At 62.4% G+C, this 17332-nt stretch carries 18 protein-coding genes; 10 read left to right on the forward strand and 8 right to left on the reverse strand.

Annotated elements, in window-relative coordinates; all coding sequences use genetic code 11:
* The first annotated feature begins 27 nt into the window (after positions 1-27).
* Positions 28-1023, forward strand: a complete 996-nt coding sequence (locus tag AADW22_RS01675; protein WP_407474117.1) for a P1 family peptidase — start codon at positions 28-30, stop codon at positions 1021-1023.
* 62 nt (positions 1024-1085) lie between these two features.
* Here AADW22_RS01675 and AADW22_RS01680 read toward each other — a convergent pair whose 3' ends face one another.
* The 4 genes from AADW22_RS01680 to AADW22_RS01695 form a co-directional block, all read right to left on the reverse strand.
* On the reverse strand, positions 1086-1568 hold the full coding sequence (locus tag AADW22_RS01680) for a cytochrome c family protein (protein WP_243250918.1): 483 nt from the start codon (positions 1566-1568) through the stop codon (positions 1086-1088).
* 91 nt (positions 1569-1659) lie between these two features.
* Positions 1660-2364, reverse strand: coding sequence for a fumarylacetoacetate hydrolase family protein (locus tag AADW22_RS01685; RefSeq protein ID WP_037965638.1), 705 nt, complete (start codon positions 2362-2364; stop codon positions 1660-1662).
* Between the two features lie 160 nt (positions 2365-2524).
* Positions 2525-4036: a heme biosynthesis protein HemY gene (locus AADW22_RS01690; RefSeq protein ID WP_407474118.1), complete on the reverse strand. Its 1512-nt coding sequence runs from the start codon at positions 4034-4036 to the stop codon at positions 2525-2527.
* Between the two features lie 12 nt (positions 4037-4048).
* Positions 4049-4948 carry a COG4223 family protein gene (locus AADW22_RS01695; protein WP_407474119.1) on the reverse strand — a complete coding sequence of 300 codons (900 nt, stop codon included), beginning with the start codon at positions 4946-4948 and terminating at the stop codon, positions 4049-4051.
* Here AADW22_RS01695 and AADW22_RS01700 point away from each other — a divergent pair.
* The gene (locus AADW22_RS01700; RefSeq protein WP_407474120.1) at positions 4929-5660 is read left to right on the forward strand and encodes a hypothetical protein; all 732 of its coding nucleotides are present in this window, start codon (positions 4929-4931) and stop codon (positions 5658-5660) included. The genes AADW22_RS01695 and AADW22_RS01700 overlap by 20 nt on opposite strands.
* On the opposite strand, the gene AADW22_RS01705 is transcribed toward AADW22_RS01700, so the two are convergent.
* Positions 5652-6353, reverse strand: a complete 702-nt coding sequence (locus tag AADW22_RS01705; protein WP_407474121.1) for a uroporphyrinogen-III synthase — start codon at positions 6351-6353, stop codon at positions 5652-5654. The two genes, AADW22_RS01700 and AADW22_RS01705, sit on opposite strands and share 9 nt — an antisense overlap.
* 80 nt (positions 6354-6433) lie before the next feature.
* Here AADW22_RS01705 and tsaD point away from each other — a divergent pair, with 80 nt between their 5' ends.
* The 4 genes from tsaD to AADW22_RS01725 are packed head-to-tail and all read left to right on the forward strand — an operon-like array spanning position 6434 to position 9162.
* Complete coding sequence (gene tsaD / locus AADW22_RS01710) at positions 6434-7519, forward strand: tRNA (adenosine(37)-N6)-threonylcarbamoyltransferase complex transferase subunit TsaD (RefSeq protein ID WP_407474122.1); 1086 nt, start codon at positions 6434-6436, stop codon at positions 7517-7519.
* Positions 7516-8469 (forward strand): NAD(P)H-dependent glycerol-3-phosphate dehydrogenase, encoded by a 954-nt coding sequence (locus AADW22_RS01715; RefSeq protein ID WP_037942477.1) that lies wholly within the window; start codon positions 7516-7518, stop codon positions 8467-8469. The genes tsaD and AADW22_RS01715 overlap by 4 nt, the downstream gene beginning before the upstream one ends.
* A gap of 1 nt (position 8470) precedes the next feature.
* A complete protein-coding gene (locus AADW22_RS01720) occupies positions 8471-8743 on the forward strand; it encodes a YciI family protein (RefSeq protein WP_005850688.1) in 273 nt (90 codons plus the stop codon).
* Positions 8743-9162 carry an EVE domain-containing protein gene (locus tag AADW22_RS01725; RefSeq protein ID WP_005850690.1) on the forward strand — a complete coding sequence of 140 codons (420 nt, stop codon included), beginning with the start codon at positions 8743-8745 and terminating at the stop codon, positions 9160-9162. Before AADW22_RS01720 ends, AADW22_RS01725 begins: the two co-directional genes overlap by 1 nt.
* An 86-nt stretch (positions 9163-9248) precedes the next feature.
* Here AADW22_RS01725 and AADW22_RS01730 read toward each other — a convergent pair whose 3' ends face one another.
* Entirely contained in the window at positions 9249-9590 is a 342-nt protein-coding gene (locus AADW22_RS01730) for a DUF2853 family protein (RefSeq protein WP_005850691.1), read from the reverse strand.
* Positions 9591-9777: 187 nt separating this feature from the next.
* Here AADW22_RS01730 and AADW22_RS01735 point away from each other — a divergent pair, with 187 nt between their 5' ends.
* Positions 9778-11127: a cytochrome-c peroxidase gene (locus tag AADW22_RS01735; RefSeq protein ID WP_407474123.1), complete on the forward strand. Its 1350-nt coding sequence runs from the start codon at positions 9778-9780 to the stop codon at positions 11125-11127.
* Here the strand turns inward: AADW22_RS01735 and AADW22_RS01740 are convergent, their stop codons facing one another.
* The gene (locus tag AADW22_RS01740) at positions 11128-12627 is read right to left on the reverse strand and encodes a CRTAC1 family protein (RefSeq protein ID WP_407474566.1); all 1500 of its coding nucleotides are present in this window, start codon (positions 12625-12627) and stop codon (positions 11128-11130) included.
* An 11-nt stretch (positions 12628-12638) separates the two neighbouring features.
* On the reverse strand, positions 12639-13865 hold the full coding sequence (locus AADW22_RS01745) for an ROK family protein (RefSeq protein ID WP_260005486.1): 1227 nt from the start codon (positions 13863-13865) through the stop codon (positions 12639-12641).
* A gap of 262 nt (positions 13866-14127) precedes the next feature.
* On the opposite strand from AADW22_RS01745, the gene xylF reads away from it, so the two are divergent.
* The 3 genes from xylF (at position 14128) to AADW22_RS01760 (ending at position 17327) form a co-directional block, all read left to right on the forward strand.
* Positions 14128-15150, forward strand: a complete 1023-nt coding sequence (gene xylF / locus AADW22_RS01750; RefSeq protein ID WP_037942471.1) for a D-xylose ABC transporter substrate-binding protein — start codon at positions 14128-14130, stop codon at positions 15148-15150.
* Between the two features lie 117 nt (positions 15151-15267).
* Positions 15268-16587, forward strand: a complete 1320-nt coding sequence (locus AADW22_RS01755; protein WP_243250925.1) for a sugar ABC transporter permease — start codon at positions 15268-15270, stop codon at positions 16585-16587.
* Entirely contained in the window at positions 16584-17327 is a 744-nt protein-coding gene (locus AADW22_RS01760) for an ATP-binding cassette domain-containing protein (protein ID WP_407474124.1), read from the forward strand. Before AADW22_RS01755 ends, AADW22_RS01760 begins: the two co-directional genes overlap by 4 nt.
* The last annotated feature ends 5 nt before the right edge of the window (positions 17328-17332 follow it).

Genomic DNA, 17332 nt, shown 5'->3' on the forward strand with positions numbered 1-17332 from the left:
TCCCGCACCAACCAAAGGCCCTGCCCTATGAAACCCGGACCCAGAAACCTGATCACCGATGTGCCCGGCCTTCGGGTGGGAAACGCGCAGGACGATGCGCTGAAATCCGGTACGACGGTGCTGCTGGCGGATGACCCCTTTACCGCCTCTGTCCATGTGATGGGCGGTGCCCCCGGCACGCGCGAGACGGATTTGCTCGCCCCCGATAAATCGGTCGCCGCGGTGGATGCGCTGGTGCTGTCGGGCGGGTCGGCCTACGGGCTGGATGCCTGTTCGGGCGTGGTGGACGGGCTGCGCGCGGCGGGGCGCGGGTTTCGGCTGGGCGAGGCGACGATCCCGCTGGTGCCGGGGGCGATCCTGTTCGACCTGCTGAACGGCGGTGACAAGACCTGGGCAGAGAACCCCTACCGCGCGTTGGGCCGTGCGGCCTATGACGCCGCGGCTGAAGATTTCACGCTTGGCACCATCGGTGCGGGCACCGGCGCGCTGAGCGCGATGGTGAAAGGCGGGCTTGGGTCCGCGTCGCTGCACCTGCCCGATGGGACAATGGTCGGCGCATTGGTCGCGGCCAATCCGGTGGGTGCTGTCACCACGCCGGGTGACCGTCACTTCTACGCCGCCCCCTTCGAGGTAGATGCAGAGTTCGGCGGCATGGGCCCTGACCCGGCGACGGGGCTAGGGATGACGATGGAAAGCCGCAAGATGGCGTCGATGTCCCCGCGCGAAAATACGACGATCGCGATTGTCGCCACAAATGCGACCCTCACAAAGGCGCAATGCCAGCGGATGTCCGTTGCGGCCCATGACGGGATCGGGCGGGCTACGGTGCCTGCGCACACCCCCTATGACGGTGATCTGGTCTTTGGCCTTAGCACCGGCGCGCATGAGGTTGCCGAGAGCATTCTGCCGCTGATCGGTCATGCCGCGTCACTGTGTCTGGCGCGGGCGATTGCGCGGGCAGCCTATCACGCGACACCGGCGGCGGGCGATCTGCTGCCTTGCTGGTCTGATCTGAACAGCTAAGGTCATAAAAAGGCCCGCGCTCCCCTCTGGAAACGCGGGCCAATCAGGCGGGTTAGAGCCGCTTATTCGGTTTTCTCGGCCTCTGCATCGTCAGCCATGGGCGCGTCTGCTGCGGCCTCGGCTTCGGGAGAGAACGTCGCGAGATAGGCCGCAACATCTTCGCCGCCTTTGCGCATTCTGAACGACATTTTCGAACGGGCTTTCTTGTCATCCAGTGTGGTGCGCAGGAAATCGGTGGGGTTCTGCAGGTATTCGGCCATATTGGCTTCGTCCCAGACCAGACCGGCTTCACCGGCGGCAACCAGATCATCGCCATAGCGATAGTCTTCGACGGTGCCGGCCTGCTTGCCGATGATCCCGTAAAGGTTCGGACCGACCTTGCCGCCCCGCTGGAAGGTTTCGCCAGCGTCGTCCACGATCATGTGGCAGGCTTTGCATTTGCCGAACTGCTTTTCGCCGGCGTCTGCGTCACCCATGCTATGGCTGTCTGCCAGGGCCGGAACCGCGATCACGGTGGCCAGTAGAGCGCTATAGATATGTTTCATTGCGATTTCCCATATGTATGAATCATCTTGTAACCTAGGGGGCGCCCCCGTGATTTCAACGGGCGCTTTTGTCGCGGGGCGATGCTGGGGCTCAGGCGCGGGGGCCTATTGTCACCTCAAGCGTCGCGATCCCGTCAACGCCGCCGGTCACGACATCCCCTTCCACAAGGGCTGCGACACCGGCTGGTGTGCCCGTCATGATGATATCCCCCGGGGCCAGCGCCATAGATTGCGACAAGATCGCCACATGTTCGCGCACTGACCAGATCAGATCGGCCAGATCGGCGTCCTGCCGCACCTTACCGTTCACGGCAAGCCAGATGCGCCCCTGTTCCACAGACGGGACATCGGCGATGGGTTTCAGCGCGGCAATCGGGGCGGAGTTGTCAAAGGCCTTGCCCCAATCCCATGGCCGACCGGCTTTCTTCGCCTCTGCCTGCAGGTCACGGCGGGTCAGGTCGATCCCGACCGAAGCCCCCCAGACGTGATCCATCACGTCAGCTTCCGCGATGTTGCGCCCGCCTTTGCCGATGGCGATCACCAGCTCGATCTCGTGGTGCAGATCCTCTGTCTGGGGCGGATAGGGGATCGTGCAGGGCGTATCCAGCGCCGCATCGGCGGGTTTGGTGAAAAAGAACGGAGCCTCACGCGTCGGATCTTTGCCCATCTCGCGGGCGTGCGCCTCGTAGTTGCGGCCCACACAGAAGATGCGGCGCATGGGAAAACGGGCGTCGGTGCCCTGCACAGCCAGACTGGCCTGCGGCGCGGGGGGGAATACAAAATCATCAGCGGGCATGGGGCATATCCTTTGCAATAGTCGTGCCACAGACATACGCCCCTGCGGCAGCCCCGTCATCCGATAAGACACCAAAAGGCAGGTTAGACATAGGCTGCAACGCAAAAAGGCCGACACAATACGTGCCGGCCTTTGTTTTCGTTCACCTTTGGGCCCCGCGCTATTTCTCGGGCTGGGTGGCTGGTTTTTCAACCGGATCAACGGCGCCTGCGGGGGTGTCGTCGATCAGCTCTGCATCCTCGATATCGGCGCGGGTGGCGACAGGCGGCTTGGCATCCGCGCCCGAGTTATCCTCTAGTGCGCCGACGATCAGCGGCAGCATCTGCACACCGCCGGGCATGGCGACTTCGGACAGGGGCGGGGTTTTCCACGCCAGCGTATCGAAGCTGTGGCAGTTTTCGCAGATCGGCTTCCAGCTCGCGTGGATATGTTGGCAGTTGTCACAAATCCACTGAGGGCCGCGCGATACGGTCAGCGCCCGTGCCAGCCAGCCTTTGACGATGGTATCAGAGGCCCCCTCGCCCCGTTCGATGGCCGCCATCAAGGTGACCGAACGTGCGGTCGGGTCGGTTTCGACCAGATCCCCCAAGGACCGGCGCGCTTGCGGGAAATCTTCGGCGGCGATGTTCAGCTCTGCCAGCAGCATCTTGGTCTCGGGGTGGTCCGGCTGCACGCGGGTCAGCGTGGTAAACCGCTTGAGCCGCTCTTTCGGGGTCTCGTCCGGCTGGATCGCGGCGAAGGCACCGGCCAGATCGGGGTGCGGTTGTACGTCCCACGCTTTTTTCAGCACGCGGGCCGCATATTTCGGTTTGCCCTGATCGATATAACCATGCGCCGCCATCACGGCTGCGGGGATCAGATCGGGGGACAGGCGGTTCGCCTCGATCGCGGCCTCGCGGGCTTCGATGCTGTTGCCTTCGGCAATGACGTCTTTCGCCTCGGACAGGGCGAGCACGGCATCGCGACGTTTATGCACATCACGCGGCATCTGGCCGTTCTTGAGCTTGGTGTTCAGCGTTTGGCGCGCACCGGCCCAATCTTCTTTCTCGGCCTGTAGTTTCAGCAGCACATCACCGGTTTCGGCATGTTTCGGTTTGATGGCAAAAGCTTTCTCGGCCAGCTTCAGCGCGGTTTCCGTGTCGCCTTCGGCCAGCTTCTGTTTCATGATCCCGCGCACACCGACAAAACGGGTGCGTTCGTTGGTGACCAGTTTGCGATAAGTCTCTTCTGCCTTGCGACGGTCGCCCGCCATTTCCGCAGCCTGCGCGATCAGCAGATTGGTCAGGTCGGGACGTTCAAGGTATTTATCCGCCTTTGCAGCCTTGGCCATCGCCAGACGCCCTTCGCCGCTGGCCAGCGCCATAAGCCCTTCAGAGAGCGCCTCGTAGCCCTTGCGTTCGCGGTTGCGGTCAAAATAGCGCGACAGCGCGGTTTCGTCGCCGTTCAGGAAATGCCAGACCGCAACCAGCAGCGCAAAGATCTTGAGCATGATCCAGACCGCGACAATCAGCAGGACCACGGCGATGACGGATTGCAGCGGGCCAAAGCTGTATTCGGTGCCCATCACGGTGACCTGCAACCCGCCCGAGCTTTCCAGCAAGAACGATGCGCCCCAGGTGATGGCGGCAATCACCGCAACGAACACAACGATCTTAATCAGTGACCAAAGCATAAATCAGGTTCCTCAGTTCGCCGTCAGGCGTTGTGTCAATGTCTGTACGGCGTCTTGGGCGTCGTGGCGCGCTTGCGCATCAGACAGCCATTCGGACAGGGGCTCTTGGGCTTCGGGCGGCAGGGCTTTCACCTCTGCCAGCGCATCGGCCAGACGCCCGTCGCGCATTGCCGCTTCGGCGCGGGACAGGATCGCGTCGGGGTCATCCCCATCACGCGGTGCAACCGACCGCGCCCCCAACTGCTGCTTGAAGAAGCCGCCGATGCCGCCCCCGTCCACATCAGGCGAGGCCGCGCGTGCCGCGGCAAGCGATGCCCGTGCCGCATCGGGGAAACGGTCCTGAAGATTGGCGGCGGTGACAACGCCCGTCGCCGCCGTATCGGCAAGGGCCGGCGGGACTTCCTGAATACCATTGGCTTTCAGATCGGCGATCTCTGCCTCGAAGGGCTGGCCGGTTGTGACGGCAGAGACGATCCGGCCCAAGGCGGATTGCAACGTCGCGGCCTGTGCGGCTTGCGCCGTCGCTTCTTCAACGCTGAGCGCATTGTCGAGCAGACGTTGAATTTCATCCCGCTGCGTCTCGACCGAGGATTGCAGCGCCGCCAGTTCCTCTTCAAAGGCTGACGTATCGACAGGGGCCGGTGCCTCTGTCGCGGGGCGGTTACCCAGATCATCCACACGGGTGGCCAGTTCGGCCACCAGCGCCTGAACCTCTTGCAGGGCGGCGTCATCGGTGGGCGCGGGGGCCGGATCTGTCTCTTCCAGCGCCTTGATCCGTGCTTCTTGCGCGGCGATCGTGTCGCTCAGGTTAGATTGCGAGGTGTCCGCAGGGCGCAGGCCCGCCTGTTCCAGCAGATCATATTCCGCCACGGCAAAGCCGATTCCGCCCGCGATGATGCCGCCAAACAGCATCGGCCAAAAGACACTACCGCGCTTTTCAGGCTCTGCCACGGGGGTGACGGGGGGCGGCGTCTTGGACGGCGTGGCCGGTTTCGCCGTTGTGGTCGATGCGGTTGACGTTGTGGGCTTGGACGCGGGTGTCGCCGGTTTATCAGAGGCCGTGTCCGGCTTTACATCTTTCGCGTCTGGCTTTGCATCGGATTTTGTGTCGCTCGGCTTCGTCTCGGGTTTGGCAGACGTCGAGGCGGTCGCGGTAATCGCGGGCGAAGCAGCCTTGGCCGCCGTATCACTGCCCCCCGTTTTCACAGCGGGTGTCGTTGCTTCTTTGGCGTCGCTTGCTTTCGAGGCGGTCGATGCGGTGTCGGTGGTTTTCACGCTTTCGGGTTTGGCACTCGCTTTGTCATCGCTGGCTTTACCTGTCGCGGTTTTATCAGCGCTCGCCGCGCTTGCAGCAGATGTCTTGGCCGCAGGCTTGGGCTTGGCCGTTGATGGCTTCGCCGTTGACCCAGCCGGTTTTGTCGCGGTGGACGACCCGGTTTTCTTGGCTGTGGTCTTCGGCTTGGCGGCGGCAGCAGACGCCTTTGATTTCGAAGATGTCTTCGGGGTGTCGTCACCTGAACTGGGTGTTTTCGCTTTCGCCACGCTTAAAAACCTTTCCGATTCTGACCTGATATCAGACGTATTGCACAACCTTAGACGGCATCTAGGTCGACCTTCAAGCTAACCTGTTCCAATCCACCGCAGTTTCAAGCGTAAAACGCAGTGACGTGGCGGTTGGTTCAGGGGCGATGAGTATCTGCTGAACCACTGTGCGGTCCAGCGCCTCGGCCACGGCGGGGCTGAGGGCGATGATGGTGGCCCGCCGCGTTTCACATGCCTGATCAGCGAATTGCGCGGCGGTGCGCGGGGAAAACAGCGGCACGATCGACGGGCCATCTGCCAGCGCGGCTTGGGCGTCACGCGTCAGAGGCAGCGCCCGCTGGTCATAAAGCACCACAGCGCGTGTCGGCAGACCGGCCTGCGTTAACCGTTCGGCAATATCCCCGCGTTGATGCGTGCCGCGCAGATGCAGCAGGGGCGTTGCGGGGCGATGTGCCTTGATCATCGGGAGCAAACGCGCGGCATCGGGCGCGTGAAACGCAACCTGCCAGCCCTTGGCCGCAGCCGCCTGCGCCGTCGCCTCGCCCACACAATAGGCCGGCAGGGCGCCCCCCTTCGGGCCATGCGCCACCCCATTGGCCGAGGTAAAGATCACCCCGCCGATGCCGCCAAGATCAACAGGTGCTGCGGTCGGTAGAATGTGCAGTAACGGGCTGATCACTACCCGCACCCGCGACAGCAGCGCAGCCGGCAGGCTGGCCGCAAACGCCGCGCAGGCGGGCGCAGGGCGGGTCAGGATCAACGCTGGTTTTGTCATCTGACGCTTGGGCCCCAAGGATTGTTCCACCTGCCCCAAGGTGTTACTTGGCCCCTGTCACCCTTGCAACGGAAACAGCCATGTTACTTCTTGGATTGGAAAGCAGCTGCGATGATACCGCCGCCGCACTGGTGCGTCAGCTGCCGGGGCAACGCGCCCTCGTGCTGTCCTCCGTCGTTGTGGGGCAGACCGAGCTTCATGCCTCTTTCGGCGGTGTCGTCCCCGAAATCGCCGCCCGCGCCCATGCGGAAAAGCTGGACCTTTGTGTCGAAAAGGCGCTGGCCGAGGCCGCGCTGACCTTGGCGGATGTGGACGGTTTCGCCGTGACCGCGGGACCGGGGCTGATCGGTGGCGTGATGTCGGGCGTGATGTGCGCCAAGGGGCTGTCGGCCGCGACGGGCAAGCCGCTATATGGCGTGAACCATCTGGCGGGCCATGCGCTGACGCCACGGCTGACCGATGATGTGCCCTATCCCTATCTGATGTTGCTGGTGTCCGGCGGGCATTGCCAGTTCCTGCTGGTGCATGGGCCGGACCGGTTTGAACGCTTGGGCGGCACCATCGACGACGCCCCGGGCGAGGCTTTTGACAAGGTGGCGCGGCTGATCTCACTGCCGCAACCGGGGGGCCCCGCGATTGAGCAGGCGGCCAAGGCGGGCGATCCAAAGCGCTTTGCCCTGCCGCGCCCGCTGCTGGACCGGCCTGATTGCGACATGTCTTTTTCGGGGTTGAAAACGGCGGTGCTGCGCACGCGGGACAAGGTGATCGACGAAAAAGGCGGGTTGAGCGTTCAGGATCAGGCCGATCTGGCTGCCGGGTTCCAGGCTGCCGTTACTGATGTACTGGCCGAAAAGACCCGCCGCGCCTTGCGGAAATATCTGGACCATGCCCCTGATGTGCGCACCCTTTGTGTGGCGGGTGGTGTGGCCGCGAACAAGGCAATAGGCCGCGGGTTAGAGACTGTTGCAGCCGAAGTAGACTGCGCCTTTATCGCGCCGCCGCTGTCGCTGTGCACCGATAATGCCGCGATGATCGCCTTTGCCGCGATCGAGCAAAGCCAGCTGCGCGCGCCCGATGATCTGACCCTGTCGGCCCGCCCGCGTTGGCCGCTGGACACAAGCCAGCCCGCCATGTTGGGCAGCGGCAAAAAAGGAGCGAAAGCATGAGCATTGCCGTTCTGGGGGCCGGTGCCTTTGGCACTGCGTTGGCGATCTCTTTGGCGGGTAAGGGCGCGGTGACGCTATGGGCGCGGGATGCACAGGGCATGGGGCAAAGCCGCGAAAACACCGCCCGCCTGCCCGGTTGCCCGCTGCCCGAGGGCCTGTTCGTGACCGAGGATCTGGCAGAGGCCGCCAAGGCGCAGACCTTGCTCGCCGCTGTTCCGATGCAAAAACTGCGCGGGTTTCTGCGCGATCACGCTGCCGCGCTGGACGGCAAGACCATCGTCGCCTGTTGCAAGGGGATCGAGCTGAACACCGGCCTTGGCCCTGTCGCCGTGATCCGCGAGGTGCTGCCCCATGCGACCGCCGCGATCCTCACGGGGCCAAGCTTTGCCGCGGATATTGCACGGGGGCTTCCCACGGCACTGACCCTTGCTTGCGCCGATAAAACCACCTGCGCGACCCTACAACAGAGCCTAACAACGGCAAACCTGCGTCTTTACCGCACCTCTGATACCGTGGGTGCGGAACTGGGGGGCGCGTTGAAAAACGTGGTGGCCATCGCCTGCGGTGCCGCAATCGGCGCGGGCCTGGGCGAAAGCGCCCGCGCCGCCGTGATGACCCGTGGCTTTGCCGAAATGCAGCGGCTTGCCGCGCATCACCACGCGGATCCGGTGACCTTGGCGGGCCTGTCCGGTTTTGGCGATCTGACGCTGACCTGCACCTCGACCCAATCGCGGAACTACCGGCTGGGGCTGGCCCTCGGCCGGGGGGAGCCCTTTGACAGCGCCACCACCGTCGAAGGTGCCGCCACCGCGCGGGCGGTCGATGCGCTGGCCCATGACAACGGGCTGGATCTGCCGATCACCGCGGCCGTTGCAGGTCTGGTCGAGAACCGCTTAGATGTAGCAAGCGCGATGAAAGCGCTTTTGACCCGCCCTTTAAAGGAAGAATAACATGCTGGTTGCCCTTATTGCCAAAGACAAAGCTGGCGCGCTTTCCGTGCGTCAAGAAAACCGCCCCGCCCATGTGGAATATCTGAAATCCACTGGCGTCGTTGCCCAAGCTGGTCCGCTGCTGGATGATGCCGGCGATATGATCGGGTCTTTGGTCATTCTTGATGTCGCCGACAAAGCTGCGGCGCAAGATTGGGCCGACAATGACCCCTATGCCAAGGCCGGGTTGTTCGCCGATGTGCAGCTGATCCCGTGGAACCGGGTGATCGGGTAATGGCCTACTGGCTGTTCAAATCCGAACCCTCGACCTGGGGCTGGCCGGATCAGGTCGCCAAGGGTGACGCGGGCGAGGAATGGGACGGCGTGCGCAACTATCAGGCGCGCAACTTCATGCGCGAGATGGCGGTTGGCGATCTGGGGTTCTTCTACCATTCGCAAGGCGAGCGCGCGATTGTCGGCATTGTCGAGGTCTGCGCCGCCGCGCATCCCGATAGCTCGACCGAGGACGCACGCTGGGAATGTGTCGATATCAAAGCCGTGCGCCCGTTTGAAAAACCGGTGACGCTGGACGATATCAAGGCCGATGGCCGGTTCGATGATATGCCGCTGGTCAAAAGCCCGCGTCTGTCTGTCCAGCCTGTCACATCAGAGCAATGGAGCGCGATCTGCGCCCTTGGAAACACCAAACCCTAGAGCCTAATACAGGCTTTAGACACGCGCTTTAGACATAAAAACGCCCGCTGAACCAAGCGGGCGTTTTCAGTTCGGCAGGGTCAGATTTACGCGTAAACGGATTCTTTGCCGAAGTGTTTGGTCAGCATATAGTAGACCACCGCGCGGTATTTGTTCCGCTCGGATTTTCCGTAAGTCTCTACGGCTTTGTGGATACCGTCCATCAGCTCGGGGCTATCCGAGAGACCAAGCTTTTTGATGAGGAAGTTGTTCTTGACCAGCTCAAGCTCGCTTTCCTGCGACGCGGCGATGGTCTGCGCGTCAGCGTTATAGATCGACGGACCGCAACCGATAGTCACTTTCGTCAGCAGGTCCATATCTGGCGTCATGCCGCATTTCGTTTGCAGATCGTCGGCATATTTCGCGATCCATTCATCTCTTTTGCCCATTCGTGGTCTCCAACCGTTGATTTGACCGATGTTTCCGGCCTTGTTTCAGACCCTAAAGCGGTTTTGACGCGCGCAAAAGAAATTTTTCCCCCCTGCGTTTGTCTGTGCGGTTTTCGGCATGTCTTGATTGCGGGTCGCCCCGCGTCAAACGCTTGTACCGAAGCGGTTTTTCCGCAAAACTGCGAGGATGAAGACCGCCCTTGTCACCGCTTTCGCCCTTTGTCTTGCGCCGTTTCCTGGCGTTGCGGGACCGCTGCCCGACCCCGTTGATCCGGCCAGCTTTGCGCCCGTCGATCTGGACGAGGCGATCCTCGGGCAATTGCTGTTTTACGATCCGATCCTGTCGGGCAACCGCAATATCGCCTGCGCTACCTGTCACCACCCCGATTTTGCCACCAGCGATGGCGTGTCGCTGGGTCTGGGCGAAGGTGGGGTCGGGCTGGGGCTGGAACGGCGCGGGGATCCCGACAACATGCCGCCCCACCGCATCCCGCGCAATTCGCCTGCGTTGTTCAATCTGGGCGCAAAGGAATTCACCGTGCTGTTCCACGATGGCCGGATCGAGGTTGACGCCGAAATGCCGTCCGGTTTCCGCACGCCGCTGGACGACGATATGCTTGACGGTTTTGCGTCTTTGCTCTCGGCGCAAACCATGTTTCCGGTGCTCAGCCCCGACGAGATGGCCGGCCAGAATATGGAGAATGACGTTGCCAAAGCCGTGCGTCAGGGTCTGATCACGGCGCAGGGCGGGGCGTGGGATATTCTGGCGCGACGGGTGGCGGGTTTGCCCGACTATGCGCGGCGGTTCCAATCGGTCTATGATCATATCACCACGCCCGACGACATCGGATTTACCGATATTTCAAACGCGATTGCCGTCTTTGTGGCCCATGAATGGCGGTCAGACAGCTCTGCCTTTGATGCCTATCTGCGCGATCGGTCAGCCCCGTTGGACGCCGATGCGCAAAAGGGCATGGCGCTGTTTTATGGCGAGGCGGGCTGTAGCACCTGCCACGCGGGGGCGTTCCAGACTGACCATAGTTTTCACGCCATGGGGGCACCGCAGCTTGGCCCCGGCAAGGCGGCCGTGTTTGAAACCCACACCCGCGATACGGGGCGTATGGGCGTGACTGGAAATGGGGCCGATGCCTATGCGTTTCGCACGCCGTCCCTGCGCAATGTGATGCAGACCGGCCCTTGGGGGCATGCGGGCGGGCACAGCCAGATAGAGAAGTTCTTGCGCGATCATATGGATCCGGCCCGCGCGGCGAAACGCTTTGCCCCCGGCGCGGCTGACAGGAACGGGGTGCGCCTGCCGCCGCTGGACAGGGATGACTGGCGCGAGATGGACGACCCCGCCGCCCGTGATGCCATCACCCAAGCCGCGATGATCCGCGCGCCCAAAGGGCTGAATCCCGGTGATATCGCCGCGTTAGTGTCTTTCTTGCGCAGTCTGGATGACCCGCAGGCGCTGTCGGGACGCTTGGGTATCCCTGACACGGTGCCAAGCGGTCTGGCCGTGGGCGGTGCGCCCTGATCAATCGGGCTGCGTGACCGTGATCTCATCGCCTGCCGTCATGCGCATGGGGTCGCTTTGCGTGCCATCGGGCCAGCGGACCTGCACCGATGCTTCTGCCGCGTCGCCGATGCCGAAATGCAGCGGTGCCAGCACCGCCCCCGCATGACCGCCGCCAAGGGTGATCTGCTGGCTTTGCACGGCGTCGCCCACCGTCACGATCACCCGCGCCCCCACGGCAAAGCGATTGCCGCCCGCGCCCCGCACCGCGATGCGCACAAAGCGGCCTGCCTCGGGCGTCACATTGCGATACATACGCATCGGCGCGCGCCGGTTCACCACGGCAAGATCCAGGAGCCCGTCGCCATCAAAATCCGCCAGTGTCGCCCCCCGTGACCGCGCGATATCGGCCACACCTGCGGTGTCGCCGGCCTCGGTAAAGCGGCCATCCGCCCCTTGGATCAACAGATTATTCGGATCGCGCATCGCCATGCCGGGCATCTGGTCGACATTGCCCTTGGCGATAAACAGATCGGCGCGGCCATCGTTGTTCACATCGGCGAAACTGGCGTGCCATCCGGTAGACGGGCGGCCATCGCCGGGCACATAGGGGCGCTGCGCATAGGTGCCGATGTCATAGGGCGCGCCGCGATAGCTGCCGTCGGCTTGCGCCACCTGCATCAGTTGGTCCCCCATAGAGGTGAGCATCAGCTCGTCCCGTTGGTCGCCGGTCAGGTCACGGCTGGCGATCCCCATCCCCCAAAGCGAAACTTTGGCCCAGCCGTCCGCTTCGGTCAGGAACCGCTGTTCAGCGATATCCCACATCTGCTCCGCCCCGCCGGTGACATAATAGTGTCTATCATTGGAGATTCGCAGCGATTTGAGCCCGCGCGCATCCTCTGCGGCAAGCATCGAGAGGGCGCAATACCCCGGCGACAGCGCGTGCGCGGTATATCGGGGCGAGGTGCCGCCCTTGGGCGCGAGCAGCGTGTTGGTATCACAGGCGCCAAACGGCCCATCGGGATTGGCGCGGTCAACATAATGGCCGATCGCAAGCGTGGGAAAGGATGCGCCATCCTCCCACCAGGCGGTGAAGGCGGTGGTCCATTGATCGGTTTGCGGGATCCCCCATGCCTCTGTCACATCGGTGAACTGGCAATCCGCGCCGCCCTGAAGCACGCGGTCCGGCCCGACGCGCATGACATATAGATCAAGCAGCCCGTCACCGTTCATATCGACAGGATAGGCCCCCGTAGCACCCGTAATCTCGGGGTCGATCACAGCCCGCTCAAAGGCGATTTCCCCAGTGTCAGAGACGTTTTTGAGCAACAATAGCGGTGCAGTGCCACCTGCGGCCACCAGATCGGGCAGCCCGTCGCCCGAACAGTCAAACGCCGACACACCGCCGCCGACAAAATGTTCCCACCCGCCGGTATAATGATGGTCGGGCAGGCCCGCGCTGATGTCCTGAAACAACGGATCGGCATGGGCAGCAGAGGCAAAGACACAGGCTGCCGCCATCAAACGATGGATCACGCAGCAGTCTCCCCCAGCAGGGCGTCGGTCACATCGGACAGAGCCAATGCAGCGGCCCCTTTCGCCCAGACGGACCCGCCCCAAGCGTGGATGTCGACAGGGGTCGGCGCGCGGCCCGCGGGTAGGATCATAGAGTTCATCTCGTTTAGCACATCGTCAACGTTCAGATAGTCATAGCGCATCCGTTCGCCGCTGAGAATGATCCGTTCGGGGTCAAACAACTGCACGATATTGGCAAGCCCGACGCTCAGGAACCGTCCGGCGCGGTTAAAGATCGCGAGCGCGGCCTCGTTGCCTGCGTTCGCTTCGTCATACAGGGTTTCGATCATCGACACGGCAGAGCTTTCGGCGCGCGGGTCGCGTTCAAACGCGGTGCCTGCCTCGCGGATAATGGCGTAATCGGCGACATAGGCCTCAAGACAGCCGCGCTGCCCGCAACGGCACAGGGCACCGTCCAGCTGCACCTTGGTGTGGCCCAGCTCCATCCCCGGGCCAAGGGCGCCGCGGAACAGTCGGTTGTTCAGCACCAGCCCCATGCCGACGCCGCGTTCAATGGTCACCACGGCAAAGTTGGAAATCCCCCGACCGGCCCCGAACCACAGTTCGGCCAGCGTCAGCAGGTTGGTGTCATTGTCCAAGGACACAGGCAGCCCCAGCGTTTTCGACAGCAGATCGCGCAGCGGCATGTCCGTGTCCAGCATCACCGGCGACCATTTCACGATCCCGAGGCTCGCATCCACCAGACCGGGCAAGCCGATTCCCACGGCGCTGATGTCGGACATCACGCGTCCCGATTTCTGCAACAGCCTGTCCATGAGGGAACTGACTTCGGTCAACATATCTTCGGTAGACTGCCGCAGCGACGCACTGGCGACATGGGCCTCGGCGATGATCGTGCCGGCAAGGTCCAGCAAGACCGCGGTATGACGTTCGTCCGACAGCTTCATGCCCACGACGAAACGGCTTTGCGGGGCGACCCGCAGGGCAATGGGCGGGCGGCCACGGCTGGGGCCGCGCTGGCTGTCCTCTACCTCTTGCAGCAGACCGCGCGCGATCAGATCAGAGGTGATGGTGGTCACCGACCCGGGGCTGATGTTGAGCTTGCGCGCCACATCCATGCGCGGCATCTGTCCGTTCGCGCGGACCTGTTCAAACACCTGTTGGCGCAGCGGGCGTGTATCATCCTGCGGCAAGGCCAGCAGCGGGCCACAGCCTGAAGACACAAGTTTTGACCCCTCCGACCCAAGGTCGCGAATTAGTTCGCTCGCCAAACTTTATCCTCCCGATGTATTTTGAAATTACCCTGCAACAGGTTAATCCCTCTGTCTCCCACAGGAAATAAGCCGTGTTTTGCCGATCTGTGTCAAATTCTTTGTGTCATAATGTAAAATTTATTTTGACAACTGAATTAAAGTGCGCAACCTCATACTACGACGTCACCGATGCCACCAAGGACATCGGATCATTTCATCTGGGAGGAAAGAAATGCGTAAACTCTTTATGGCAGCGGCCGTCGCCACTGCTGGCTTCACTCAGACCGCAGCAGCCGAGGATATCACCGTCGGCGTGAGCTGGTCGAACTTCCAAGAAGAGCGCTGGAAAACAGACGAGGCCGCGATCAAGGCCGCGCTGGACGCTGCCGGTGCGAAATATGTCAGCGCCGATGCGCAATCGTCGTCGGCCAAGCAGTTGTCGGATGTGGAAAGCCTGATCGCCCAAGGCGTTGATGCGCTGATCATCCTTGCCCAAGACAGCCAGGCCATCGGCCCCGCAATCACCGCAGCCGCGGACGAAGGTATTCCGGTTGTGGGCTATGACCGCCTGATCGAAGACCCCCGCGCCTTTTACCTTACCTTCGACAATGTCGAGGTGGGCCGTATGCAAGCGCGTGCCGTGCTGGAAGCGATGCCAAAGGGCAACTATGTGATGATCAAGGGCTCGCCCACCGATCCGAACGCCGACTTCCTGCGCGGCGGCCAGCAAGAAGTGCTGCAATCTGCGATTGATGCGGGCGATATCACCATCGTTGCCGAAGCCTATACCGACGGCTGGCTGCCCGCCAACGCACAGCGCAACATGGAGCAGATCCTGACCGCGCAAGACAATAACGTTGATGCGGTTGTTGCGTCTAACGACGGGACAGCAGGCGGCGCCGTTGCCGCGCTGACCGCGCAAGGCATGGAAGGCACGCCCGTATCCGGCCAGGACGGCGACCACGCGGCGCTGAACCGTGTTGCCAAGGGCACGCAGACCGTCAGCGTCTGGAAAGACGCCCGTGATCTGGGCAAGAACGCTGCCGAAATCGCTGTTGCCCTTGCCGGCGGCACCGAGATGGCAGACGTGGACGGCGCGCAGGAATGGACATCCCCTGCGGGTACAGCCCTGTCGGCCAAGTTTCTGGCCCCCGTGCCTGTCACCATCGACAACCTGAACGCGGTTCTGGACGCCGGCTGGATTTCGAAAGAAGCCCTGTGCCAAGGCGTGACAGACGTCGCGGCCTGTAACTAAGACCAGAACGCACACCCCGCCCCTGATGCGGGGTGTGCCACCCGTTTGCTTCAGCCCGGCTGCCGCGCTTTGCGGCCCCGCTGATTGACATTGCGACCCAATCCGGAAGCCAATCACATGACAGATACGACCACCGAAACCGGGGCAGATGTACATCCGTCGCCGACAGCGCCCAAGCGCTCTTTTCTTAGCCAGCTCGAAATCGATACCCGTCTGTTAGGGATGATCGGTGCGTTCATTCTGGTCTGCCTCGTGTTCAACGTGCTGACCGACGGGCGCTTTCTGACGCCGCGCAATATTTTCAACCTCACGATCCAGACGGTCAGCGTTGCCATTATGGCGACCGGTATGGTCTTCGTGATCGTGACCCGTCACATCGACCTGTCGGTCGGCGCGATGCTGGCCACCTGCTCTGCCGCGATGGCGATGACCCAGACCGATATCCTGCCGCGTATGCTGGGCATGGGGCTGGGGCATCCGATGATCCCCTGGATCGCGATCATCGTCGGCCTGCTGTTTGGCACAATCATCGGCGCGTTTCAGGGCTGGCTGATCGGGTTCCTCACGATCCCTGCCTTCATCGTGACCCTTGGCGGGCTGCTGATCTGGCGCAACGTGGCGTGGTATATGACCGACGGTCAAACCATCGGGCCACTGGATGAAACCTTCCGCAAGTTCGGCGGCATCAACGGAACCCTGGGCGAGACATGGTCTTGGGTCGTCGGGCTGATCGCCGTGGTTCTGGCGCTTTGGGCGCTGTGGTCGTCACGGCGCAACAAGGTCAACCACGGGTTTCACGTGAAACCGGTTTGGGCCGAGGTGCTGGTCGGTCTGATCATCGCCGTGGGCATTCTGGGCTTTGTCGCCATCCTGAACGCCTACGAGGTTCCGACCGCGCGTCTGATGCGCGAGTTCAAGGCCCGTGGCGATGTGATGCCCGAAGGCTATACCGCGTCATACGGTATCCCCTATTCGGTGTTGCTGCTGATCGCGCTGGCGATTGGCATGACCGTGATGGCCAAACGCACGCGGCTGGGGCGCTATATCTTTGCCACGGGCGGCAACCCCGACGCGGCAGAGCTGTCGGGCATCAACACCCGTCTGCTGACGGTCAAGGTCTTTGCCCTGATGGGGGCCTTGGTGGCGCTGTCCGCGGTTGTTGCCTCTGCCCGTTTGACCAACCACTCGAACGACATCGGCACGTTGGACGAACTGCGTGTCATCGCGGCAGCTGTCATTGGCGGCACGGCTCTGGCGGGCGGTATAGGGACGATCCACGGGGCCATTCTGGGTGCCTTGATCATGCAATCGCTGCAATCGGGCATGGCTATGGTGGGCGTTGACGCACCGCTGCAAAACATCGTCGTCGGTGCGGTTCTTGTCTTCGCCGTCTGGATCGACATCGTCTATCGCCGCCGTATGGGAGGGAAATCATGACACCGCTTGTAGAGCTCAAGAATATCTCGCTGTCCTTCGGGGGGGTGCGTGCCGTCGATAACGTGTCGCTGGACCTGTATCCGGGCGAGGTCGTCGGCCTGTTGGGGCACAATGGCGCGGGGAAATCCACGCTGATCAAGATCCTTGCAGGTGCCTATCAGATGGACGAGGGCGAAATCTGGATCGAGGGCAAGAAAGCCAACATCCATTCGCCCCGTGACGCCCGCCGACACAACATCGAGACCATCTACCAGACGCTGGCGCTGGCCGATAACCTTGATGCGCCCAGCAACCTGTTTCTGGGGCGGGAACTGACCAATAAGTTCGGCCTCGTGGATGACGCGCGGATGGAGGCAGAGACCCGCAAGATCATGGCGCGGCTCAACCCCAACTTTAAGAAGATAAGCGAGCCTGTCTCGGCGCTTTCGGGCGGTCAGCGGCAATCGGTTGCGATTGCCCGCGCGGTCTATTTCAACGCCAAGATCCTGATCATGGACGAACCGACCGCCGCCCTTGGGGTGCATGAAAGCAAGATGGTTGCCGATCTGATCAAGGAACTGAAGGCCCAAGGGCTTGGCATCTTCCTGATCAGCCACGACACCCGCGAGATGCTTGATCTGTGCGACCGTGTGTCGGTGATGAAGAACGGCGCGCTGATCGGCACCGAAAAGGTCGGCGACGTGACCGAGGATGACATCCTGAGCATGATCATCATGGGCAAGGCGCGCGACGCCGCATAGGTGCT

The sequence above is a fragment of the Sulfitobacter sp. PM12 genome (genome assembly GCF_045586035.1).
In the GTDB taxonomy this organism is placed as follows: domain Bacteria; phylum Pseudomonadota; class Alphaproteobacteria; order Rhodobacterales; family Rhodobacteraceae; genus Sulfitobacter; species Sulfitobacter pontiacus.